The following is a 21,686-nucleotide window of genomic DNA, read 5'->3' as shown; positions in this document are numbered from 1 at the left end:
GTCGTGCACGGTGTTGATGAGATGTCGCAGGTCGCGTCCGAGCCGATCCAGTTTCCACACGACCAGTGTGTCGCCAGTTCGCAACGCCTTCAGGCAGCTGTGTCCTAGGAATAAAGGTTGTCACAAGCCCCCTTTTATTTCGAGGCCTCCAGCCAAAACCTGCGTGGCAAAAAATTAATAAACTCTGTCACAAATCTTGAATTTACAAAAAATGATGGGGTTTTTCGAAGAATAAAGATTGTCACAGCGGAGGATCAGAAGCCGAGGAGTCAGATGGGGCGGAAAAGCCCCCACTCAGTCATGATGTTATTTTTCTGACGGAAACGACCGCAACTGCATCAGTTGTGGTTTTAGAGTGCGGATTCCACAACACTTGGACACTCAGCCCACGATCATTTGGACACTCATTCCACGCTCACTTGGAGAGGCAGTCGGAGCGCAGCGACGCAGGTTCGCATTGTTAGTCTGAAGTCCCGGTTGCAGTCAATTTCGTTGCGCGCCTGCGCATCGATTTGCCCTTCAGTTCGATGCGGTAAGCGTTGTGCACCAGCCGGTCTAGGATCGCATCGCCCAAGGTCGGATCACCGATCAGCGCATGCCACTTATTCACCGGCATCTGGCTGGTCACCAGCGTCGAGCGGTTTCCGTAACGGTCGTCCAGCAGTTCCAGCATGTCGCGCCGCTGCGCGGCGGTAAACGGTGCAAGGCCCCAGTCGTCCAGGATCAGCAGATCGGTCTTGGCATAACCCGCCATGAGTTTGGCGAAGCGACCGTCGCCGTGGGCCAGGCCCAGTTCTTCCATCAAGCGAGGCAGACGAAGATAACGCACGCTGTAACCGTCCCGGCAAGCCTTATGGGCCAGCGCGCAGGCGAACCACGTTTTGCCTACGCCTGTCGGGCCGCCGATGATCAGGTTCAGGCCGTCACGCAGCCAACAGGATCAGTTGCGGCCCGATATCAGCTGCAGTTACACGCAGATGATCAACAAATTCCTCCACCACCAGATGGGCATTGACGCCGCCAAAACCATAACTGTTGATGCTCGCCCGACGTGGCAGCTCGTTGCCGTCGGCATCCTGCACCGCCGGCCATGGCAGGTTCCCGGACGCGAGCGACAGTTGCTGCGGATCGAGCGTGATCGCCGGGCTGAGTTGTTGATACCCAGGTATGCCCGGCAGTTGCTGCTGTTTTACCGCATCAATCACCTTGAACAACGCCGCCATGCCGGACGCCAACTCCTCACCAGTAACCACGTGCGCCACATAGATCACGCTGACACCTAAGGCGGCTTACTTGGTGGTACAGCCGCCATTGATAGGACGGCGCGCCCGTTGATCCACCCATCAAGCCGCACCAAGTCAGCAATATCAGTCAACCAAGACTTGCCGACCGCTGACAGCGCTTTTGAAGGGGGTCGTTAGTTGTTGCGCCGCATTCTTGACCAGTACCAGCGAACCGGCCAGCAGCACTAGGTGCTTTGATCAAAAACGCGCGGATGCCGGTCATGGTTGGAAAACCACCTGCCGAAGCCTCCAGCCACCTGGAACAGTCAAGAGTAGAGTGGAGGTTGTCAGGTAAAACAGACAGTAGCCGACGGCGGCTATCGGTGCGATCCTCGGTGACCAGGCACCAATAGCTAGACCCAGACCAGTAGTCCATTCAGCTCCGCCCAGTGCATAACTTGTGCCCTGAGTACCGAATACTCCGTGCATCTAAGAAAGGAGAGGACTGTTACTGATCAACGAGATCAGTCCCTGAGCGTTGTAGTCCAATTAAGAACTTTTAAACAAACTCCATAAAAACGCCACCAGACCACCCGCCGTGGCAATCGCCGCCAGCCAACTGAGTATCGGCAAGCCCGCCCACACGGGCCCCACTGCAGCGATCTGCGGACCGAAGGTAATCACCAAGGCACTGATCAGCAACGCTAAGGAAAGCCTTGTGGAGGCCAGGCGCAATGAGCGCTCCAGACGCTCTAGCCCAGGCAGATCCATGCGCACTTCCAGCACTCCGTGCTTGAGCCGGTTGACTAGCAGTCGCGCCAGTTGCGGCAAGTCACCCAGCAGGCCGCGTCCCAACTCAAGGCCATCGAGGCCCAGGCGCTTTGTCATCCTCCAACTCAATTGCTCCCGGAGCATTTTGACGATGGCCGGCTTGGCTGTGGCGATAAGGTCTAATTCCGGGTCCAGACGCGTCAGCACACCATCGGCAGTCACCAGGGCCTTGAACAGCACCAACAAATCAGGCGGTAAGAGCAATTGGTGCTCGCGCATCAAATCAAGAAAGTCTTCAATGAGCGCACTCATGTTCAGTGCCTTGCCACCATGGCGCGCTATGTATTCGCGGGCGGCCTGTTCAATGGCGGGTATGTTCTGCACACCATTGCCGCTCCAGTCGATTAGCACAGTCACCAGCGCATCACTATTGTTCTCGGTCAATGCGCGCATGAAGCTCATCACCTCAAGGCGTCGGCGCTCGTCGAGACGACCAACCATGCCAAAGTCAATAAAACCGACACGATTACCACTCATGGCCTTGAGGTTGCCTGGGTGCGGATCACCATGGAACACACCGTCCTCCAAGAGCATTTTTATAAATGCACGTGCGCCACGGCTGGCCAGCAGGCTCGGGTCCAAGCCTTGCTCGATCAGAGCTTGGCGCTCCAGCGGGGTATAGCTGGGAAGATATTCCTGTACAAGCAGCCGCTCGCTACTATGGGCCCAATAAATACGCGGGATGACAATGTGCGGCTGCTGCGAGAAATTAGCCGCTACGGCGTCACAGTTAAGGCCTTCCTGAGTAAAATCCAGCTCTTCCAACATCGCTCGAGCCAGTTGTCGGACCATCTTGCGCGGTTGGTACTGCGCCAAAGCGCCGTTGTCTTCAATCAGTAGGGCGACGCTTTCCAGCAGTTGCAGGTCGGCAGTCATTTTACGTCGCAACCCAGGGCGCTGAATTTTGACCACCACGTCCTCACCACTGAGCAGGCGCGCCCGATAGACCTGGGCAATCGATGCTGCCGCAAGAGGAGTGGTATTGAACTCGGCGAACACCTGATCAAGCTCAGCACCAAGGTCTTCAAGAACCTGGCCTTGCAACTGCTCCCAAGTCAACGTTGCCGCGCCGCTGTGCAGGTTTTCGAGTTCTTCGATCCACAATGCCGGCAAGATGTCGCCGCGACTTGCAAGGATCTGCCCAAGCTTGACAAACGTTGGCCCCAACGCCTCCAACGCTCGCCTCACGCGCTGTGGGGTGCCCTCGTCAGTTGGTTGGCTGCCGACGGGCTCAGCCCCCCCCACCAGCCGTCCCAGGCCCAGACGGAATAGCACATCCTGAGCCCCGAAACTGGCGAGGATAGTAACAATTTCACGCCCCCGTTGATGGTGCTTGAGTGCGGTCCAAGTTGATTCGAGCATAGCGAGTAGCCCCCAGGTTTTTCTATCGTGTCGTGCACACAGCGAAATTCCAGAACTCGATGCCTGGATGCACCTTTGGACACTGGCAGCTCATTTTCGATCAGTTGATTGACCGCTTGGGCTTTGAATTCTTTCGGGTAATACGGGGGGCTATTAGCTCCCCCTGATCGGCCTCATTTTAAGGCACAAAGTTTCTACTAATCTGGAGGGATTCAGACGTGAAATCACTGTAATTGGCTTTCAGCCTATGTAATCAGGCTGATTGTGAGGCTGCGCCTTTATAAAAGCTGGATGCTCCAAACACAATTGGTAAACCGTCAAAACCTGCTCAAACCGCTGAAGTTCGCAGCCCATGCGCAATGCATTGGCCACCTGAGGTACCAGACAACAATCGGCCAGGCTCGGGCTGTCGCCAAAACAGTAGCTGCCGCTGCCATGGCGGCTCAACATAGTTTCCAACGCCTTGATTCCCTCTTCGATCCAGTGCTTGTACCACGCCTCTTTCTGTTGATCGCTGATTGCCAGTTGTTTATTCAGGTAACCCAACACACGTAGGTTGTTCAGGGGATGAATGTCACAACCTATTAGATTCGCCACTTCCAATACGCGGGCGCGGGCCAGAGGCTCTAGCGGGATCAGTCGCGCGTGTGGACTGAGGTTGTCCAGATAATCAATGATTGCCAGGGATTGGCTGATCGGCTGACCATCATCCGTGATCAGCAAAGGTACGCTGTGTGACGGGTTTAGTTTCAAAAACGAGGCCGTTGCCTGCTCGCCGACGCGGATATTAATACCCTGGTGCTGGTAGTCAAAACCCTTGAGTGCCAGCGCTATGCGCACGCGCCATGAGGTGGAGCTGTTGAAAAAATTATACAATTGCACCGTATTCTCCTTTTATCTTGGGTAGGGCGCGATAACGCCGACCCATTAAAAAAACAGCAGTCGCTGCGAGTAGCGCTGGCACCATCAGCCAAAGAAAAATACCGTTCAAACCAATCCCGGCACTCAATAAGGTGCCGCCAGCCAAAGTGCCTGCAATCGAGCCGATGCGTCCGACCCCATGGCACCAAGCAACACCAGTGGCACGGCTGGTAGTCGGGTAGAAGTTCGCCGCCAGGGCGTTGGCTCCAACCTGGCTGCCGCTGATACAAAAGCCCATGGCGGCCACGCATGCCAATAGCACTGAGAAATGCTGATAGAACTGGCTGATGGCCAACAACGTCAACGTGCCGCCGATGTACGCCGTAGTCAGCACTTTCCAGGCATCAATGCGATCCATGGTTGCGCCAAGGATAATCGCCCCCAGCGTTCCACCGACCTGGAACATTGCACCAGCCAGCGCCGCGTCCGACATCGCCTGACCCGTCTCGCGGATCAGGGTCGGCAGCCAGTTGGTGAGCAGGTAGATGATCATGAACCCCGTAAAAAACGTCCCCCATAGCAGCAAGGTTCCGTATTTCAAATGCCCTTGAAGGATCTCTCGCACGGGTGAATCTTTAGCCTGTGGAGGCACCTCAAGTTGCACATTGGCTGGCAGTGGAGCAATGCGCCGCAAGATGTCCGTCACCCTGTCGGGCACCATGCGCCTGGCGATCAAAAACCGTACCGATTCGGGCAGCCACGCCATTAGCATGGGTAAAAACAACAACGGTAACAACCCGCCCAGCATCAACACTGCGCGCCAGCCTACAAGTGGCAGCAAATGGGCAACCAGTACCCCGCTCAAGGCTGAGCCAAGGGTGAATCCGCAGAACATCAGGGTGACCATTAACGAGCGGCGGCGCACTGGGCAATATTCGCTGACCAGGGTAATCGCATTGGGCATCGCTCCGCCCAGCCCCAGACCCGTGAGAAACCGCAATACCGTCAGTGTTTGCACATCACCCGCTGTCGCCGAGGCCAGACTCCAACCGGAAAAAAACAGCACCGAGACTAACAGCACCATCTTGCGCCCGAAGCGGTCAGCTAAGGGCCCGGCAGCAAAGGCCCCCAGCATCAATCCCAGTAATACCGCGCCCAGCAACGGATTAAGCTGCGCGGTCGTCAGCGCCCATTCCTCGCGCAGTACAGGTGCGATAAAGCCGCCGATAGCCGTGTCCAAACCGTCCAGCGTCGCAACCAGAAAGCACAGTATGAGGATGCGCCACTGAAAGCCTGACATCGGATGGCGATCGATAAACGCCTGCACGTCCACGCTCTTCTTATTATGAGTGGATGACATTACATCGCTCCTGCAACGAGTGGACGGGGGTTACCCATTGATAAACAGGCTCAAATCACCTGCACACGCAGCTGACCGAGACCGTCAATTCCGGCGGCTATCAGGTCGCCGGCTACCACCGGGCCCACGCCTTCGGGCGTACCGGTCATGATTAGGTCTCCGGGCTGCAATTCGAAGTAACGGGATAGGTAAGCGATGATTTCCGGCACGGACCAAATCAGTTGTGCAATGTCGCTGCGCTGTTTGTCTTCACCGTTGACCGTGAGCCACAATCCGGCCTGCTTCGGGTGGGCAACCAACGTAGCTGGCCACAAGGGTGCAATCGGCGCCGAGTGATCAAAAGCCTTACCGATTTCCCATGGACGCCCTGCCTTGCGCATCTCCAGTTGCAGGTCGCGACGGGTCATATCGAGACCAACGGCATAGCCCCAGACGTGCTCATTGGCCTGTTCCTGGGGAATGTTGCTGCCACCCTTGCCGATGGCGACAACCAGTTCGGCTTCGTAGTGGTAGTTACTGGTTTGCGTCGGATATTTCAGCGTCAGGACCTCATCCTCCGCCACGGGTACAACTGCATCGCTCGGCTTGCAAAAGAAAAACGGGGGTTCGCGGTCAGGGTCAAACCCCATTTCCCGTGCATGAGCGGCGTAATTGCGCCCCACACAATAGACACGGCGCACGGCAAACAGCTCGTCACGGCCTTGGATAAAAAGCGACGTCGGCTGCTGCGGTTGAAAAATGTAAGTCATGGTCATCTCCAGGTTTTAAAAAGACTCGCGCGATTCACGCAGCAACCCCAGCGCCTGCTGCACGGGGCGGTCGGAAAAGCTGAAGAGCACGCACTCCTGATCCGCCGCCAAGCTGACTTGGGCCCAACTGGGGACCACGAATATGTCCTTGGGCTCAAAGTTCAGGCGTTGCCCGGCGATGCACACACTGCCACTGCCTTCCACCACAGAAAATACCGAGGCGTCGGTGCTGCGATACGGCTGGCCGCGAAAGCCTTTGGGTAATAGCTGCATGAACGCGGCGATGGTTGGGATCGGCCAGCCCCCCGTGAGCGGGTTGACGTAGCGCAACTTGATACCCTCCCAGCAATCCAGCGGTTCCTGGCGCAACAGGGTGTCGAGAGTTTCCCGGGTACGGGCGTAGGGATAATTGAAAATCGGCGAGGTGCGTGAGCTGGACTCATAGCGCATGGGTAATAAATTCATGCCATAGCGGGCCCCACTATTGCCCTCAGGCCGAGTCAGGGGCGGGACCGGAACTTGATGGTTTTCGGCGAAGCCGGCATCGAAGAAACGCACCATGGGTATGTCTAGGCCATCGAGCCACACCACGGGTTCACCACCTTCGTCGGCGGCTGGGTTGCCGTGGTCATGCCATGTCCAGGAGGGTGTGATGATGAAATCTCCGGGTGACATCGTGGTTCGCTCACCGTCTACCGAGGTAAATGCGCCTTGCCCGTCGACCACAAACCTCAGCGCTGATTGGCTGTGACGATGACTCGGAGCGGTCTCTCCGGGCAAAATCAGTTGCAGTCCAGCGTACAAGCTGGAAGTGATCGAAGCCTGCCCACGCAGAGCCGGGTTTTCCAGCACCAACACTCGGCGCACAGCCTCCTCGGCGCTGATCAGTTGCCCAGCTTCAGTCAGGAAAGGGCGCAGCTCGCGATAGCGCCACAGGGCCGGAACGCAGGCCGCGGCTGGCTCCGCAGGAACCAGATTGTGCAAGCGTTCCCAAAGCGGAAACAGACCCAGGCGATCAATACGCTGGTAAAAATCTTCCCGTACGGCAGTGATGTTGTTGTTCATGGATACACCTACAGGTTGAAACCGAGTCCTTAGGAGTATCCTGTGACTACCTATATGTGAATAATGCTATTTTAAGATAAACCCATACCAATCTACATATGGATACGCTCATGAGCTGGACTCGTCGCCTGCGTCTGCAACACCTTAAATGGTTGGTCAGCCTCGCCGAAACCGGGAGCATCAGCGAAGCTGCCCGAGCGTGTTTCAGTACCCAGCCTGCGTTATCCAAATGGCTTAAGGATCTCGAAGAAAGCATCGGCGCGCCTTTGTTCGAACGCCATGCTCGAGGCTTGAACCCCACTGCACACGGTTTGACTCTACTAGCCCATGCGCGGCGGGTACTCAGTGAAATGGAGCGTGCCCGTCACAACCTTGACACGCTACAAGGCACCAGCACCTTGCGGGTGGCTATTGGCACATCCGCCGCCTCGGCGCCCAACTTGGTACCGGCCGCCATCATGGAGTTTTTGCGGCGCCATCCCATGGCCCAGGTAGACCTGGAAGAAAACACCATGACGGCCTTGCTCGAACGACTGGAGCTCGGCCAGTTGGACCTGGTGGTCGGCCGTCTCGACAGTTACGTCCCATCCCACACGCTGCGTAGCGCGCGGCTATACGATGAAAAAATGCGTATCGTCTGCCGCGCAGACCACCCCTTGACTCAGCGAACAGGGCTGACCTGGGACGACTTGTACAACGTCAATTGGATTCTATGGCCGACCACCAGCCCCATCCGCAGCAAACTGGATATGGCCCTGGCCCACGCAGGGCGTCCGCCACTGCCATGTCGCATAGAATCCTCTTCACTGGTGGGCAACCTGTGGCTTTTGCAATACAGCGACTTACTGTCAGTAGCTTCCGAACGAGTAGCTGAACACTTCGCCCTGCGCGGCTTGTTGGTAAGCCTGGACTTTGAGCTGGATGCCACAGGCTCCCTGGGTATGTGCTGGCGTGACGAACCGTTCACTGACGTGGCCCTACCCGACCTTATGGCTAGCCTACGCCATGCCGCCGGCTGTCAACCCGGACGCTTGAATTCGTTTCTTACCACCGAAACCAGAAAGGGGCGTAATTGAAACCCGCTGAATACGCCTGACAGCTTAAAAGGTTAGATGTGTGCATGACGTTTCCCCGATAATGGCGATGCGCTCTGGAGCGTTATCGACTTCCCGCGAGACAGCGGCGAGTTGATCGAAGCATCCTTAAGTGACGTAATAGAGGCATCAGGATGACGTCCCGTTATGCCTGGTAACATCATTGATCCTGGCAAGTCGAACCTTAAGACCATCAAGGCATACAAGAACGCGGGCTTCGAAGCTGTTGGCGACTTCCTTGCAAGCACACGCGTTTTTGACGGGCTTGAGACGGTGCTGATGGTGGAAAAATTTTAACGGATGCCCGACATGGAAAGTTGCTGGCCATGTCGTCTACGCGGGCTCCCATCATCCAAATCAGCAGTGGCGCACGAACATGGTTTTCTCTTTACTGATGGCGTTGGTATTAGCATTCCTGATTGGCTGGATTTCGCAGCGCATGGGCATGTGCCTTGTCAAAGCGAGCGGACAATTGCTGGCTGGGCGCCCTACGTTGTTTCTGGCACTGACATCGTGTGGATTGTTTGGATTGATGCTGGCACCCCTCTATCGTTTCTCCGAGGCCAACCTGCCGCTGTACTCGCCCGGCATTTCCTATCCTTTGCTGGTTTTGGGAGGTTTGTTGTTCGGAGTGGCATCGGTGCTGAACAACGGTTGCAGCGTAGGCACGCTGACTAAGTTTGCCTGTGGCGATGTCAATAAAGCGTTCACGATGATCGGCTGGGTCCTGGGGATCGTGCTTTGGTACTACATGCACAAGACCCACGAACAGAAGGTCATTCTGGTGCCGGAAATTACCAGCCAGCATTACTGGCTTTTGATCGGGGTAGTAGCGCTGGTGCTGATGTTCCTGGTCCGCATACACGGTAATAAACACCTTGTGCTGTCCAGTATGCTACTGGGTGCGCTGACAAGTGCGCTCTACACGTTCGAGCCGTTATGGACACCCAGTGTGTTCTTTTACAATGTTTCGCAGATGTTCTGGGACGATACATCGGTTAGCGCTCGGCGTATTGCGGTGTTTGTTACGTTGCTGGCAGGCATGCTGAGTTTTACCTTGTATAGAAAAACGTTCCGCTTCGAGGCCTTTACCCCTCAAAAGGCGGGCGTTCATTTGTTGGCGGGTACTTTGATGGGGGCTGGGGCCTCGATGATGCTCGGTGGTAACGACTCGCAAATACTGTTGGTATTTCCAACACTAGTTGTTGAATCAAGCATTCCATTGGTGTCCATCGTCACAGGTATTATGGTGTCATTGTGGTGCAAAAAACGCGGTATGAGTTGATGCTGAGCGCAGCAGTTTCCACATAGTCCCGTGGTCCGCGTTTAGCGCATGAGTCAATGTGACAGGCGCAGGGCTTCACCGGCGATAACTTACTCAGTGCTGGTACGCGGATCTGCGAATTGAGTCAGGAGCGCGTGGGTAGCGAACTACCCTCGAGTATTGGTATCAGCGATTATTTGCTGTACTGGGGTATTTGCCCAAGCGATGAGTGTTGGGAGAATTTCGACTTGCAGCCGACGCGCGGCAAGTCGATCGGAGCATCCCTAAACGATCAGTCCGTAACAGCACTTAGCTACAGTCATAAAGAACATGCCGCTTAATGCAAGCCCGTGTGTTTTCAAACACGAGCCGCTACACCTAATAGCACCGAATCGATCAGGCGTTATCGGTAAACGCTCGTGCAGCAAGTGTGAATGAGTGACGGTGTGCGGCATGATCGAAGATAGTGCCGGAGAGCATCAGCTCGTCGGGACGGTGCTTGGCGGCGAATGCCATGATGCCCTCATGAACATCGGCCGCATCGCCGACTATCGCATACGACAGCGACTGCTCGACCATCGCCTTTTCCTGTGGTGTCCAGAACGCCTCGATGTCGTCGACTGGCGGCGGGATCAGGCCGGGATTACCACGTATCACGCTTACGAAGACTTGCTGCAGGGTCGTAAACAGGCGTCGTGCCTCGGCTCGGCTGTCGGCGGCCACGACATTGAGCGCTAAAATCACATAAGGCTCAGCCAGATATTTCGACGGTCGGAAATCTTGTCGATAACGGATCAAGGCCTCTTCAGTCATTGTTGGCGCGAAATGCGACGCGAATGCAAACGGCAAGCCCAGTGCCCCCGCAAGCTGTGCACTGAAAAGGCTTGAGCCCAATAGCCAGACCGGTACATCCAGACCAGCCCCCGGCACTGCCTGAACCGTTTGTCCCGGTTTCACCGGATGGAAGTAGTGCAGCAGTTCTTCCACATCGCTTGGGAAGGTATCGGCACCATCGAAGTAGCGGCGTAGCGCATGGGCCGTAGCCCCGTCGGTGCCTGGCGCTCGCCCGAGCCCCAAGTCTATGCGACCAGGATACAGCGAGGCCAGCGTGCCGAATTGTTCCGCAACCTGAAGCGGCGCGTGGTTGGGTAGCATCACTCCGCCTGCCCCGACCCTAATGGTCGATGTCCCGCCAGCAATATGCCCGATCAGCACCGCAGTCGCAGCACTGGCGATACCTGGCATGTTGTGGTGCTCTGCGAGCCAATAGCGCTTATAGCCAAGCGCTTCGGCATGTCGGGCGAGCTTGAGCGAGCGCTCGAAGGATTCGCTAGGTGTGCTGCCTTCGGTAACCGGTGCAGCGTCGAGAACTGAGTAGGGGATCATGGAGCAAGCCTCTTGAAATCATTACGAAGCGACGGCGCGCCTGGAGAGCGCATCGCTCCCCCGGCCCGTCAATTTTTGCATCTACCCTGCGGGTCGTCCCATAAACACCTCGATATAGGTGTTGCGACAACCGGTTGAATGCGCCTTGCGAGCCCTGATCCGAGTAAAACGGCAGCCCTTGAGGCCTGCCACGCTGCTCGTAAGCCATGTCCAACGCCTCAATGACTCGATTCGCATCCGGCTTGTTTGAAAGCGCCCAACGCAAAATTCGGCGTGCGTAGAGATCCAGAACGACAGCCAGCATGATCTTCAACCTGTTCGTACGCTGAAACCCGCAGTTCCGGTAAAGCGAGGTTATCCGGCCATCGAAGCTCCTGCTGAGCAGTATCAATGCTTTTCGATCTGTTGATTTTCGTATGTAGGTAGGCTGCCTCCCTAGTAACCACATGCGCCACATAGGCCACGCTGGCGCACCCGCTTATGAGCACCATGATTTTGACTAGCCTAATTCCTGCGGGTTTCATGCATTCCCTCTCCAAACGGATGCAAGCACCGACCCTCACTTGTGAGGACCGAAACAAGAAACCCAATCCTCAGCCCTGCCAGGCAACACCAAGGGCATTGATAGCGGCGGCGTTGGCCTAGGTTGCGTCGCTGTTGTAGCTGACAAGCGTGCTTTTCGGCCTAGATCGCAGCACCTTCCGCATCAGTCTGCTTGGTGCGGGCCGTCAGTTGCTGCGCCGCGTCCTTTACCAGCACAAGCGAACCGGCCAGCAATATTAGGTCTTTGATTAAAAATGCGCTGATATCGGTCATGGCCGGAAAACCACCAGCCGAAGCCTCCCAGCCACCTGGAGTACTTAAGACTAGAGTAGAGGTTGTCAGGTAGGTCAGGCAGGAGCCGGCGGCGGCAAGTAAAGCGATACTTGGCGACCAGGCACCAATAGCCAGACCGAGACCGATAGTCCATTCCGCAACGCCCAAGGCATAACTTGCGCCCTGAATACCGAACACGCCGTACATCCACGACAGGAGAGGACTATTACCAATCAGCGGGATCAATCCCTGAGCTTCATAATCAAACCATTTAGCGTAGCCAAACATAAAGAAAATCAAGACCAGGGCCCAGCGCATGAACTCAACTTCATACGGCCGGCGAAGAAAACGAGAATAAATTGATGAAGGCATGGGACTTCCTTGAAGGCAGTGAGATTTATAGACGTAGAGTTTGCTTAAAGTGATGCGTTACAGTTTTCGTAATTTTTTTAAACTCAGCAGGAAGGGGACGCTGCGCTCGCCTAGCGTCTCTACGAGCGCTGGCTATAATGCTCTGAGAAATGACGAGTCAGAGCTACACGACCAGGCTCGATCAGCTTTGGTCGGTTGCATCTAAGTAGTGGCAGTATCTGGCGATCAGTCAGGCGTCATGAGGACAGCCAGGGTCAGCTTGATGAACTCTTCGTTCCGGTCGAGGGTATCCGTTCTCGGTTACTTTGGCGTCGCCCTACTGCTCAACCCGATTGGTGAGTTCCATGATTGAAGCCTGCTCAATGGCGAGCAGGTTTCCATTCATTTTGGAAAGTAGGGAAAGCAGCAGGTCAGAGTTCGGCATCGATGTTCCTCCTTGGAGTGAACAGAGCAGCAGCTGGGTGATGCGAGCCCAGTCAAAGTCATTCTTTGCGGGCAAATAGGTCTACGGCCTGCGTTCTGAAGACTAAATAGCGCAATGGGCCAGCGGCATTAGCGGTTTAACTGAACCGCACCGCTGGCGCCGTTCAAGAAGATCGAGATGAGAAACTCAGGCCCCTGGCGTTTTCCCATCGACTCAGCGTCGATAAGGTCCGAAGTGGTTTCGCACAGTCCTTGAAACGCCCCCGTCATCCAGGCCGCCGGAAGGTCCTGGCGAAACAGCCCGGCCTGTTGACCACGCTCAAAAAATCCAACGAGCCGCGCATTAATGGTTTCGACCCGCACTGCCAGGTCGGACAGCAACGTTTCAATATGCGACCAGCCATAGCCCAGACCGTAGCCGCCCCCCCACACCTGCCCCAGCATCCTGAAATTCTCGGTCAGGCAGGAAAGACCCCGTACAAGGTCGCCATCTTCCAGCTTCGCTTGATCCAGCACCGCAGTGGCATCATTCAGCACACGATCAATGAGCGCTACAACCAAGTCCTCACGGGTGGGGAAATGGCGGACGAGCGTCGTACGACTAATGCCCGCCGAGGCAGCGATTTGCTGCATTGATGCGCTGCGGTCACGGGCATACACCGCTGCAGCAGCGTCCAGGACAGCGTCTCTCTTCTGATCGCGGGACATGAATCAAATATTTCCTTAATTACTTTTTATGATACGCGAATGTACCACTTGTTCTATTTATGTAATTTTAGCGTCGATCGCGTCAATCACGAGGCAACAATGATAACCCTTACTCGACCCCAGGGGTCGATCGCGCCCAGCGCGATGACCACCCCTCTTACAGGTGCAAACGCCAGCACGGCAAAAGACTCGAGCACAGACGCCAACCGCCTCAGGAAGGATTCGGTGCTGATTATCGGAGCCGGGATCTCAGGCCTCGCCGCTGCCCGAATGCTGTCCGACGCGGGCCATACGGTGATCGTGCTCGAGGCCAGGGACAGAGTCGGTGGCCGCATTTGGACGGAACGAACGTGGGGCGAGGTGCCAATAGATCTCGGCGCATCCTGGATTCACGGTGTCGATCAGAACCCGGTTGCCAGCCTGGCGCAAGAAATGGGCATCGAAACCACCGTGTTCCAGGCCGGCACTTTGCTGACCTGCCACGACGTGACGCGCTATGACCAGGCCGGTAAGCCTCTGTGCTTGGACGAAGCCATAGTCTGATCTCCTGCAACTGGGAAAGTCGTTATTGGCGGTTGCAACATTTAATCGTTTAAAGAGCGTCCGTAAAACAAGGGCGAGATCACAAATACGCTCTACCCCATAAACAACCACCCCCTAAAATGTCAGTTTCACGTTGTGTAATGACTTAACACCAGAAACCATCAAAGATTTGCGACGGCACTGAACAAAATCCAGCCCCCACACATAGAGCAAATCAAACCTAGCCCTCGCAAAATCTTGCCGCCGCCCTGGACGCGCATAAGGCCAAGTGCTCCAAATGCGCCGACTAAATGCAGGGTGGCGGTGGTGGCCAGAAAGCCGAGCGTGTAGCCAACCTTGTCGTCAATGACAGGCATTTCATAACCATGCGCATAACCATGCAGCATGCCGAACAGGCCGACCCCTAGCGCGGCAACCACGGTAGGCATACGTTGATGCAGTGCAATGGCCGCGCCCAAGGCAATGACCGACAGCGCAATGCCAACTTCCAGGCCTTGCAGATCTATCATCGACATGCCGAGAAGGCCGCCGCAGAACATGCACAGCACAAAAGCGCCGGGGACGAGCCAGATGGCGCGACCGCCGATTTGGGCACTCCAGGCCCCAACCGCCACCATCGCCAAAAAGTGATCCAGCCCAGTCAATGGGTGCAACCAGCCGGCATCTATGCCGCTGTGGGCTTGTGCGCTAAACGTGGTTAGTGCCAAGACGATGGCGACACAGACGCCCTCAAGTTGGTGTTGGCGAGTACTCATGGCGTAGGTATCTCAAAACTTAAGGAGGCCCAGATGCTTTCCCAGTCGGCCTGGTACTCGATCACCGAATGCATCTGGACTGCACTCAGAAACCACAATCCAGTCTTTTCCAAAGTAAGTTCCACTACACCGTCCTGGTCCGTTCTGACCTGTTGTTCATGCTTTGGATCATCCTTGGCCCAGGCCCTAACCAGCACCCCAGCCACAGGTTTGCCCTCGCGCAGCAAGCGGGCTTTGAACCGCCCGCCCGGCTTGAGCTGGAACGGGTCAGTGACAGCAACAAGTTCCAGCGGCAAATCCACCACCCGGTCAAAGCCAGCACTATCGCTATTGACCCGAACCAAAGTCTTGGCGCAACGCAAAAACTGCTCACGTCCCGGCGCATCGGCGATACCCAGTGTTTGCCGTTCGCTGCGCACCTGATCCAGCCCTTCTTCGACCAAATATTTGTCGAACTCAACACCGGGCAACGTGATGGCCTGAGCATGGGTAAGCATCGCCACAACAACGGTACCGGGCGTCCCGGCGCGAAAATGTCCCACCGGGGCCGCGCCGTCACGCCCCTTCACGGCGTGTTTACCTTGCGCGTCGTAAAGATCAAACGTCTCGATCATGCCGGGCAAACGCCCTACCCGCTCACCTGGCCAACTGACACCCACCCGCAGATCTATGGCCACCAGATCATCTTTGCTGACCAGCCCTTTGTGAGGAACCAGCCAGAAGGCATGGGCAAAACAGTTGCCGCTTAGTGTCGCCAGCAATACCCCAATCCAAATAGGCCGCCAAATCATCATGCTTTCCTCACTTCGCCCCAGCAGCTTTCACACCCCTAACTGCAACCGATCAAGGCGCTTTTTGTGTCGACAAATAGGCAATGATGTCCTTCCGCACCTGTGCGTTTTCAACACTGAACCCCATTGCCTGCCCCGGGATAAACTGTTCCGGCTCTGTCAACCATCGGTTCAGGTTGGCGGGCGTCCAGGTAACGTCGGACGCCCTTAGTGCCTCTGAATACGCAAAACCGTCTGCACTACCAGCATGCCTGCCCACAACGCCACGGTGCATCGGCCCGACCGAATTCACATCCAGTTGATGACACCGGCTGCAATTGAGCAACCAAGCCTTCTGGCCACGCACAACGTCACCCGTATCAGCCTGAACTATTGCGCTGGTCATCAATAGCAGTACGAAGCTCGCACCCACTGTGCCTAAGTGATTAGTGATCATGGTGTGCCTTTCCTTATGGTGCGGGCCTAGCCTCATGTTCAAGTTTGACCTCAGATCACTTTTTGTCTGACGGAATGACGTAGGGGAACTGATCGGTATACAACTTTGGATTGTCGATGGCCTGGTCGGTGGGTTTGCCTATGAGGAGGGTGAGCATGGCACTCATCGCATCATCATCAAGGTAACGTCCGTTACGCACATCGGCCGAATACCCTGCCTTGCTGCCAACCTCATAATTCAGCACATCGGGAATCAGCGCATCCGCCACTTTGTCGCCATAGGCGAATGGTTGAGCCTGCGTCTGTGCAATGCCTGAAGCGCGCGCAGTGCTCGCTGATACGAAGTTTTTCAGTACTGACTGGGTGTTGGGTCGGCTGCGATCATGCTCGACTCTGACAGCCTCGTCTTCGAAATACATAACGTGCGACAGCAAAGGATTGGCCGAGTATTGAACTTGGCTCCACTTGCCATTTTCCTTGAGCGCCGTCGTCATGAAGACCTTGATATTTTTGCCCAGCATTTCATTGGGAATTTCCAGCACAATTGCACCACATTCCTGGTCTTTGAAAATATTGGTGCCGGAGGCGGACTTCCAGACTTGAGGGTCATACTTGCCAGCCTTCAGTTGCGCCGAATACGCTCCCAGGCCAGACGAATTACCGTAGAACGGGTCTTTGATGATACCGGTCCAAAGTTCAATCTTGTCCTTCAGATTGACGCTGCCGCCGACCTTACCTTTACCAATGTCCACACCCGTTTCACCCACTCGCCCGTTTGGGTTGTCCGACAAGTAGGCCATGACCTGACCGTCGCGAAACTGGAACGAGAATGTGTGCCCCTCCTTGAACTTGTCATCCAAGGCAACATGAATGTTGTACAAGGCATTCGGCGAGAAGGTAGCACCATGACGCGGACTTGAATTCACATTCATGATAATGACCGTGCGCCCCGGTGAAGCCGCTTGAAACACGTAGTTGTCCAACTGGCTGATCGCCGTGTTGGTTCGTGCAATGGCAACCTCAAAATGGTGGCTCGCATGTGCCGGCAGCGTAGAACTGGCAAGAACAGCGGCAAGTACCGCTTTCATCAGCAAGCGATGGGGGGCAAATGCTTTATTATTCATAGAGGTGCTTCTCCCGGTAGGTGTCCAGTCCAGCTTCATTTCGAGGTATATATGTCCTGCACCCAGTTAGTACTGCGGACGTCTACTTAAACATTGCGTCGTAACCGGCCACGGGCAATGGCCTCAGTGTCATCTGCTTGTAGAACTCGCTACCAGCCTGAACAACCTCACTTAGACCACTATGCACGGTTTACGTAGCCTATTGCGCCGTTGGCAAATGCCGGAAGGTCCAGCAAAGCCGAGCTAGCGGCAGTTACGTATTAAAAATCATCAAACTGGAATATTACCAAAAAGTAACACCCAGCAAGCTACCACCTACTGCACAAAGGAGCAATAGGCAGTGATTGGCTGTTAGAGAAACGTTGAAGTGTCAGCCAGGGCTATTAGCACTGACCGAAAATCGGTGTAGCACTGAAGCCCTTAATGCGGCTCATGGGGGGCGATCAGTGTTTGTACCATTTGACGAAGCGATACTGCCAAACGATGAGTTCCGATATGGCGGCTTTCGTCTGCGCCCTTAAATACAATGAACAAATTGACAGCCAGTACCTCATGGCTCTTGAAGCCTATGGCACGGCACATCTCGATCAGATGATTGATGTGCACATGATTGATTTCCTCAATCGCCACCCGAGCTGGATGTTGAGCGTCCCGTACATCTATTGCCTTATCTATGAATTTGCAGCTCAGTTCTCCTGGCGACTGGATATAGGCGTACATCATTTCTAGCCAACCGTTGAGCTCTCCCCGCGGATCATTCGGATACGCCTCCTGTAATGCTTGCCATGCAGCTTCACTCGCTTTGTGCTGCTCTCGAATGGTGGCTGCAATTAACATCTCTTTAGAGGAAAAGTGTCGATACAAAGTCATTTTGTTGCTGTGCGCTGCTGCTGCAATCGCCTCAACCCCGACTGCGTGAATTCCATATTTATGGAACATCTCTCCTGCAGCACGCAAAATTCTCTCTCTCGGTGCAGTTGAGCGCTTCTCTTTTTCTGCAAGCGCTGTCTGGTCCGTTGGAGTATTAGTCATCACATAACACCTATTTTTTTATGTGGCACCCACTGCTCTTGACATGCTACTTGCCGGAAAGTAACATCCGGCGCAGGCGTTAGATTCTTGACGAGACTATACCAAAATCTGACAGGTTTTGCGTTGGAGGTGGGGGGGGTTGGATGGAGTGTTTACGGAAATTAGGTGAGAGGATTTTGGCAGTAGGTGCGACCGCGGATGCAAGCGGTAGCCTTTGTGTGGGGTAGGCCTACTTTCAGTAAGGGTACGTGAGTGTCGTTCAGGGGGGGCAGTTGCAGTGACTGAGCGCAATGCCGCACCACGTGGGTCGGTGCGCCTTGATGGGTACTATGTTGCTGACCTTTTCACTCCGGGGGACAGCGTGGCCGTCGGCCCGAGTGCCAGCACACAACATAGGCGGAAAGCATAACTAGATTCGTTTCCATACTACGTATAACAACTCTATGATATGTGATTGCTGTTAATCAGCAATGTCAGAGAGTTAGGCAGGGCGTGATTCAATCATTGTCATTTAAACACGACTATGTATGGTCCGTGAAGTTGAACCAGCCTGGCTTTCAACGGGAAGGTGATGCCGCAAAACTCAATCTCGAAGCCGCTTTCGCCGAATAGTCTTGGCGAACATTGCTTGTCCAACAGAGCAGCAACTTTTGCTATGTAAATGAACCTGCGGCTAAACCGGCGCAAATTTGACCGGGGACGTTTAGTCCCCTGCTATTTAGACGTTGTTTACGATTTTCACATAACCAAGTCGAAAAAAACGGCGCTCTAGTCGCCGACGATATCGTCATGGAACTCAACGGTGGCGCCTTCAGCATGCCTAACGGCGCGACTTTCAGCGAGCGCCAAGTGGTTATCCAAGCCACCGAGTTTTTACGTTCAATAGTGAAGGCATATTGGTCCACTTTAGAGATGCGAACAAACGATCTGGGTGCCCTCACCCAATTGACGAGCAAGTAGCTGGCCGGTCGCAATGCGCCGGATAAGGGCCGCAATAGGTTTGCTGTTGCCTGCCGAGGAGAGTGATATGGCCTACGATTTTGACCTTTATGTAATTGGTGCGGGCTCTGGCGGTATTCGGGCTGCGCGTTTCGCCGCAGGCTATGGTGCCAAGGTGGCCGTGGCTGAAAGCCGCTACCTAGGCGGTACCTGCGTCAACGTGGGTTGTGTGCCCAAAAAACTGCTGGTCTACGGCGCGCACTTTGCCGAAGATTTTGAGCAGGCCAGTGGTTTCGGCTGGTCGCTGGGTGAGGCGAACTTTGATTGGCCGACCTTGATTGCCAACAAAGACCGCGAGATCAATCGCCTCAATGGCATTTATCGCAACCTGCTGGTCAACAGTGGCGTGACCCTGCATGAAGGGCACGCGCGCCTGGTGGATCCGCACCAGGTGGAGATCAACGGTGAGCGCTTCACCGCCAAACATATCCTGATCGCCACCGGCGGCTGGCCGCAGATTCCGGACATTCCGGGACGCGAGCATGCCATCGGTTCCAACGAAGCGTTCTTCCTCAAAGCACTGCCCAAGCGCGTGCTGGTGGTGGGTGGCGGTTACATCGCGGTGGAGTTTGCCGGGATTTTCCATGGCCTTGGCACGCAAACAACGCTGTTGTATCGCGGCGATCTGTTCCTGCGCGGCTTTGATGGAGCGGTGCGCAAGCATCTGCAGGAAGAGCTGACCAAACGCGGGATGGACTTGCAGTTCAATGCTGATATCGAACGCATCGATAAACAGGCCGACGGCAGCCTCAAGGCCACCCTGAAAGACGGGCGCGCGCTGGAAGCAGATTGCGTGTTCTACGCCACCGGCCGACGTCCGATGCTCGACAACCTGGGGTTGGAAAACACCGGCGTCAAACTGGACAAGCGTGGCTTTGTTGAAGTGGACGATCTCTATCAGACGACTGAGTCGTCGATCCTGGCCATTGGCGATGTGATCGGGCGCGTGCAGCTGACGCCAGTGGCGTTGGCCGAAGGCATGGCGGTGGCGCGTCGTCTGTTCAAGCCTGAGCAATATCGCCTGGTGGATTACGCGATGATCCCGACGGCGGTGTTTAGCCTGCCGAACATTGGCACAGTCGGCTTGAGCGAAGAGCAAGCCAAGGCTGACGGCCACAAGGTGCAGGTTTTCGAAAGCCGCTTCCAGCCGATGAAGCTAAGGTTGACCGACTGCCAGGAGCGCACCCTGATGAAGTTGGTGGTCGACGCAGACACCGACAAGGTTCTGGGTTGCCACATGGTGGGCCCGGATGCCGGTGAAATCATCCAGGGGCTAGCGATCGCGCTCAAGGCAGGCGCGACCAAGCAGCATTTCGATGAAACCATCGGCGTGCACCCGACGGCGGCGGAAGAGTTCGTCACCATGCGCATTCCCGTGGCGGGCTGATCAGCTTTCGTGTTCTTACTCACGTATCACCCGAAACAACACCGACGCTGAGGACGCCATCGATGCCTGATCTCTTGCCTATCTGGGTACTGGTGCTCGTAGCTGCCCTTGCGTTTACCGTGGGTTTCATCGTGAACCGATCCGGCACATGCCTGGTTTCTGCTGCGCACGAGGTGCTGTACAAGCGTCGTGCCTGGCGCGTGGGTGGGCTCGCTTTGGCTGCGATGGCGTCCAGCGGGCTGCTTCTGCCATTGCCCTGGATGTCTTCGCCTACGCTGGTAGCCCTGCAATTGAACATGCGCCCACGCAAGCGTTTCGATTTTAAAATGCCCCGTCGAAATGATAGGCCAAGTGACGCAAGACGCCATGGCTATGCGGCATGATGCCCAACTCAAGTCAATAACCGTGTTGCTCTCAGCTAGAGTATTGCTCAGAGTGTTACTATTCGGTAACATTCGATTCGGTTTCTAATTTAACTCGGCATACCAGTTTCAACTGATCTGCGCAGCAACACTCATCTCTGGAGCTATTTTGTCGCTCCTTTGTAGCTTCTTTGGGAAGAGATGAGTTTTAACGCCCCACCGGGGCGTTTTTTTTGCAGCCGTTTATTCGCAGCCAACGGCTTGGTAAGGCAGGTGAATCCCCTGATCGCTCGATGGATCAGTACTTCACTTTAAAGGTGGCTTCGCTATCACAGCAGTCCAGCGCAAAGGACACGCTTAACTTCGCACCGTCGTCGCAATGGAACTCAAAACCATCCTAACACCAGCGGTATCACTGGTAGTGACGGAGATCCGGCCTTCATGCCGGCGCTGTACGGCAGGCTGTTTGATTCGTCGTGCCAACAACGAGTTGTGATCAAGCAGGACGCGATAAACTCGCTTCACGTTGATCGGTGGCAGCGACGGGGTTTCACGCTCACGACGCAACAAGCCCCAAAGGCGACGAGCCATAATTGGGCAGCTCGCTGACCTGGTGCTTAATTTCGACGACCAATCCCGTACCGTCGGTCGGGCACCGAATACGCGCAGCCTCGCGCTGGACGCGGCGGGGGTCACTGTCAATGCGCAAGGGGCCATCGTTATCGACCAAGGCATGCGCACGAG

The 21,686-nt window shown here is 55.4% G+C and carries 20 protein-coding genes and 4 pseudogenes; 6 read left to right on the top strand and 18 right to left on the bottom strand.

The features are described 5' to 3' along the window. The 8 genes and pseudogenes from ACZRN6_RS35435 to gtdA form a co-directional block, all read right to left on the bottom strand. A pseudogene (locus ACZRN6_RS35435) lies at positions 1–99 on the bottom strand (recombinase family protein); the annotation flags it as partial. Positions 100–460: 361 nt separating this feature from the next. Further along, positions 461–934, bottom strand: a pseudogene (gene istB / locus ACZRN6_RS35430) (IS21-like element ISPre4 family helper ATPase IstB); the annotation flags it as partial. Further along, positions 924–1,271 (bottom strand): ketoacyl-synthetase C-terminal extension domain-containing protein, encoded by a 348-nt coding sequence (locus ACZRN6_RS35425; RefSeq protein WP_177346358.1) that lies wholly within the window; start codon positions 1,269–1,271, stop codon positions 924–926. The gene ACZRN6_RS35425 and the pseudogene istB, both read right to left, overlap by 11 nt. A 501-nt stretch (positions 1,272–1,772) precedes the next feature. Next, the gene (locus ACZRN6_RS35420; protein WP_464009912.1) at positions 1,773–3,158 is read right to left on the bottom strand and encodes an ABC1 kinase family protein; all 1,386 of its coding nucleotides are present in this window, start codon (positions 3,156–3,158) and stop codon (positions 1,773–1,775) included. A 498-nt stretch (positions 3,159–3,656) separates the two neighbouring features. Then, complete coding sequence (gene maiA, locus ACZRN6_RS35415; RefSeq protein ID WP_078481975.1) at positions 3,657–4,298, bottom strand: maleylacetoacetate isomerase; 642 nt, start codon at positions 4,296–4,298, stop codon at positions 3,657–3,659. Next, positions 4,285–5,637: an MFS transporter gene (locus tag ACZRN6_RS35410; RefSeq protein WP_078481974.1), complete on the bottom strand. Its 1,353-nt coding sequence runs from the start codon at positions 5,635–5,637 to the stop codon at positions 4,285–4,287. The genes maiA and ACZRN6_RS35410 overlap by 14 nt, the downstream gene beginning before the upstream one ends. A gap of 50 nt (positions 5,638–5,687) precedes the next feature. Further along, positions 5,688–6,386, bottom strand: coding sequence for a fumarylacetoacetate hydrolase family protein (locus ACZRN6_RS35405; protein ID WP_078481973.1), 699 nt, complete (start codon positions 6,384–6,386; stop codon positions 5,688–5,690). Positions 6,387–6,401: 15 nt separating this feature from the next. Then, positions 6,402–7,451 (bottom strand): gentisate 1,2-dioxygenase, encoded by a 1,050-nt coding sequence (gtdA, locus tag ACZRN6_RS35400; protein WP_198834213.1) that lies wholly within the window; start codon positions 7,449–7,451, stop codon positions 6,402–6,404. Positions 7,452–7,561: 110 nt separating this feature from the next. On the opposite strand from gtdA, the gene ACZRN6_RS35395 reads away from it, so the two are divergent. The 3 genes from ACZRN6_RS35395 (at position 7,562) to ACZRN6_RS35385 (ending at position 9,830) form a co-directional block, all read left to right on the top strand. Continuing rightward, positions 7,562–8,527 (top strand): LysR family transcriptional regulator, encoded by a 966-nt coding sequence (locus ACZRN6_RS35395; RefSeq protein WP_078481971.1) that lies wholly within the window; start codon positions 7,562–7,564, stop codon positions 8,525–8,527. A gap of 165 nt (positions 8,528–8,692) precedes the next feature. After that, on the top strand, positions 8,693–8,842 hold the full coding sequence (locus ACZRN6_RS35390) for a hypothetical protein (RefSeq protein WP_161493052.1): 150 nt from the start codon (positions 8,693–8,695) through the stop codon (positions 8,840–8,842). Positions 8,843–8,921: 79 nt separating this feature from the next. Continuing rightward, positions 8,922–9,830 (top strand): YeeE/YedE thiosulfate transporter family protein, encoded by a 909-nt coding sequence (locus tag ACZRN6_RS35385; protein ID WP_078481990.1) that lies wholly within the window; start codon positions 8,922–8,924, stop codon positions 9,828–9,830. A gap of 375 nt (positions 9,831–10,205) precedes the next feature. On the opposite strand, the gene ACZRN6_RS35380 is transcribed toward ACZRN6_RS35385, so the two are convergent. The 5 genes and pseudogenes from ACZRN6_RS35380 to ACZRN6_RS35360 all read right to left on the bottom strand — a co-directional run bounded on the left by ACZRN6_RS35380 (position 10,206) and on the right by ACZRN6_RS35360 (position 13,514). Then, a complete protein-coding gene (locus ACZRN6_RS35380; RefSeq protein WP_078481988.1) occupies positions 10,206–11,195 on the bottom strand; it encodes an LLM class flavin-dependent oxidoreductase in 990 nt (329 codons plus the stop codon). Continuing rightward, a complete protein-coding gene (locus ACZRN6_RS35375; protein ID WP_395605575.1) occupies positions 11,140–11,499 on the bottom strand; it encodes a DDE-type integrase/transposase/recombinase in 360 nt (119 codons plus the stop codon). The genes ACZRN6_RS35380 and ACZRN6_RS35375 overlap by 56 nt, the downstream gene beginning before the upstream one ends. 380 nt (positions 11,500–11,879) lie before the next feature. Continuing rightward, on the bottom strand, positions 11,880–12,383 hold the full coding sequence (locus tag ACZRN6_RS35370; RefSeq protein ID WP_078481986.1) for a YkgB family protein: 504 nt from the start codon (positions 12,381–12,383) through the stop codon (positions 11,880–11,882). A 225-nt stretch (positions 12,384–12,608) separates the two neighbouring features. Beyond that, positions 12,609–12,807: pseudogene (locus ACZRN6_RS35365) on the bottom strand (hypothetical protein). A 128-nt stretch (positions 12,808–12,935) separates the two neighbouring features. After that, on the bottom strand, positions 12,936–13,514 hold the full coding sequence (locus ACZRN6_RS35360) for a TetR/AcrR family transcriptional regulator (RefSeq protein WP_078481984.1): 579 nt from the start codon (positions 13,512–13,514) through the stop codon (positions 12,936–12,938). 39 nt (positions 13,515–13,553) lie between these two features. Between ACZRN6_RS35360 and ACZRN6_RS35355 the strand changes: the two genes are divergently transcribed. Then, positions 13,554–14,057: a flavin monoamine oxidase family protein gene (locus tag ACZRN6_RS35355; protein ID WP_233100576.1), complete on the top strand. Its 504-nt coding sequence runs from the start codon at positions 13,554–13,556 to the stop codon at positions 14,055–14,057. Between the two features lie 161 nt (positions 14,058–14,218). On the opposite strand, the gene ACZRN6_RS35350 is transcribed toward ACZRN6_RS35355, so the two are convergent. From ACZRN6_RS35350 to ACZRN6_RS35330, 5 genes are all read right to left on the bottom strand, one after another. Next, complete coding sequence (locus ACZRN6_RS35350; RefSeq protein WP_078481991.1) at positions 14,219–14,812, bottom strand: HupE/UreJ family protein; 594 nt, start codon at positions 14,810–14,812, stop codon at positions 14,219–14,221. After that, on the bottom strand, positions 14,809–15,606 hold the full coding sequence (locus ACZRN6_RS35345; protein ID WP_078481992.1) for a DUF4198 domain-containing protein: 798 nt from the start codon (positions 15,604–15,606) through the stop codon (positions 14,809–14,811). The genes ACZRN6_RS35350 and ACZRN6_RS35345 overlap by 4 nt, the downstream gene beginning before the upstream one ends. A gap of 49 nt (positions 15,607–15,655) precedes the next feature. Beyond that, the gene (locus ACZRN6_RS35340; RefSeq protein WP_464009911.1) at positions 15,656–16,039 is read right to left on the bottom strand and encodes a c-type cytochrome; all 384 of its coding nucleotides are present in this window, start codon (positions 16,037–16,039) and stop codon (positions 15,656–15,658) included. Positions 16,040–16,094: 55 nt separating this feature from the next. Then, entirely contained in the window at positions 16,095–17,162 is a 1,068-nt protein-coding gene (locus tag ACZRN6_RS35335) for a DUF4331 family protein (RefSeq protein WP_161493054.1), read from the bottom strand. Positions 17,163–17,582: 420 nt separating this feature from the next. Beyond that, entirely contained in the window at positions 17,583–18,194 is a 612-nt protein-coding gene (locus ACZRN6_RS35330) for a TetR/AcrR family transcriptional regulator (protein ID WP_198834212.1), read from the bottom strand. A gap of 1,027 nt (positions 18,195–19,221) precedes the next feature. Here ACZRN6_RS35330 and gorA point away from each other — a divergent pair. Both gorA and ACZRN6_RS35320 read left to right on the top strand, forming a co-directional pair. Further along, entirely contained in the window at positions 19,222–20,580 is a 1,359-nt protein-coding gene (gene gorA, locus ACZRN6_RS35325) for a glutathione-disulfide reductase (protein ID WP_078481996.1), read from the top strand. 278 nt (positions 20,581–20,858) lie between these two features. Further along, a pseudogene (locus ACZRN6_RS35320) lies at positions 20,859–20,967 on the top strand (IS30 family transposase); the annotation flags it as partial. Positions 20,968–21,686: the final 719 nt, after the last annotated feature.

Source organism: Pseudomonas sp. A125, from assembly GCF_055409485.1.
Note: the sequence above shows the minus strand (reverse complement) of the source record. Positions and strands in the feature narration are given on the sequence as shown.

What these genes read in the sequence shown, in the direction of transcription:
- ACZRN6_RS35405 (WP_078481973.1), bottom strand. Translation starts at nt 6,386, where the DNA reads ATGACTTACATTTTTCAACCGCAGCAGCCGACGTCGCTTTTTATCCAA.
- ACZRN6_RS35340 (WP_464009911.1), bottom strand. Translation starts at nt 16,039, where the DNA reads ATGATCACTAATCACTTAGGCACAGTGGGTGCGAGCTTCGTACTGCTA.
- ACZRN6_RS35395 (WP_078481971.1), top strand. Translation starts at nt 7,562, where the DNA reads ATGAGCTGGACTCGTCGCCTGCGTCTGCAACACCTTAAATGGTTGGTC.
- ACZRN6_RS35350 (WP_078481991.1), bottom strand. Translation starts at nt 14,812, where the DNA reads ATGAGTACTCGCCAACACCAACTTGAGGGCGTCTGTGTCGCCATCGTC.
- ACZRN6_RS35355 (WP_233100576.1), top strand. Translation starts at nt 13,554, where the DNA reads ATGTACCACTTGTTCTATTTATGTAATTTTAGCGTCGATCGCGTCAAT.
- gorA (WP_078481996.1), top strand. Translation starts at nt 19,222, where the DNA reads ATGGCCTACGATTTTGACCTTTATGTAATTGGTGCGGGCTCTGGCGGT.
- ACZRN6_RS35375 (WP_395605575.1), bottom strand. Translation starts at nt 11,499, where the DNA reads ATGCTGGCTGTCGTTCTGGATCTCTACGCACGCCGAATTTTGCGTTGG.
- ACZRN6_RS35330 (WP_198834212.1), bottom strand. Translation starts at nt 18,194, where the DNA reads ATGACTAATACTCCAACGGACCAGACAGCGCTTGCAGAAAAAGAGAAG.
- ACZRN6_RS35410 (WP_078481974.1), bottom strand. Translation starts at nt 5,637, where the DNA reads ATGTCATCCACTCATAATAAGAAGAGCGTGGACGTGCAGGCGTTTATC.
- ACZRN6_RS35385 (WP_078481990.1), top strand. Translation starts at nt 8,922, where the DNA reads ATGGTTTTCTCTTTACTGATGGCGTTGGTATTAGCATTCCTGATTGGC.
- ACZRN6_RS35360 (WP_078481984.1), bottom strand. Translation starts at nt 13,514, where the DNA reads ATGTCCCGCGATCAGAAGAGAGACGCTGTCCTGGACGCTGCTGCAGCG.
- ACZRN6_RS35370 (WP_078481986.1), bottom strand. Translation starts at nt 12,383, where the DNA reads ATGCCTTCATCAATTTATTCTCGTTTTCTTCGCCGGCCGTATGAAGTT.
- ACZRN6_RS35390 (WP_161493052.1), top strand. Translation starts at nt 8,693, where the DNA reads ATGCCTGGTAACATCATTGATCCTGGCAAGTCGAACCTTAAGACCATC.
- ACZRN6_RS35380 (WP_078481988.1), bottom strand. Translation starts at nt 11,195, where the DNA reads ATGATCCCCTACTCAGTTCTCGACGCTGCACCGGTTACCGAAGGCAGC.
- gtdA (WP_198834213.1), bottom strand. Translation starts at nt 7,451, where the DNA reads ATGAACAACAACATCACTGCCGTACGGGAAGATTTTTACCAGCGTATT.
- ACZRN6_RS35335 (WP_161493054.1), bottom strand. Translation starts at nt 17,162, where the DNA reads ATGAATAATAAAGCATTTGCCCCCCATCGCTTGCTGATGAAAGCGGTA.
- ACZRN6_RS35345 (WP_078481992.1), bottom strand. Translation starts at nt 15,606, where the DNA reads ATGATGATTTGGCGGCCTATTTGGATTGGGGTATTGCTGGCGACACTA.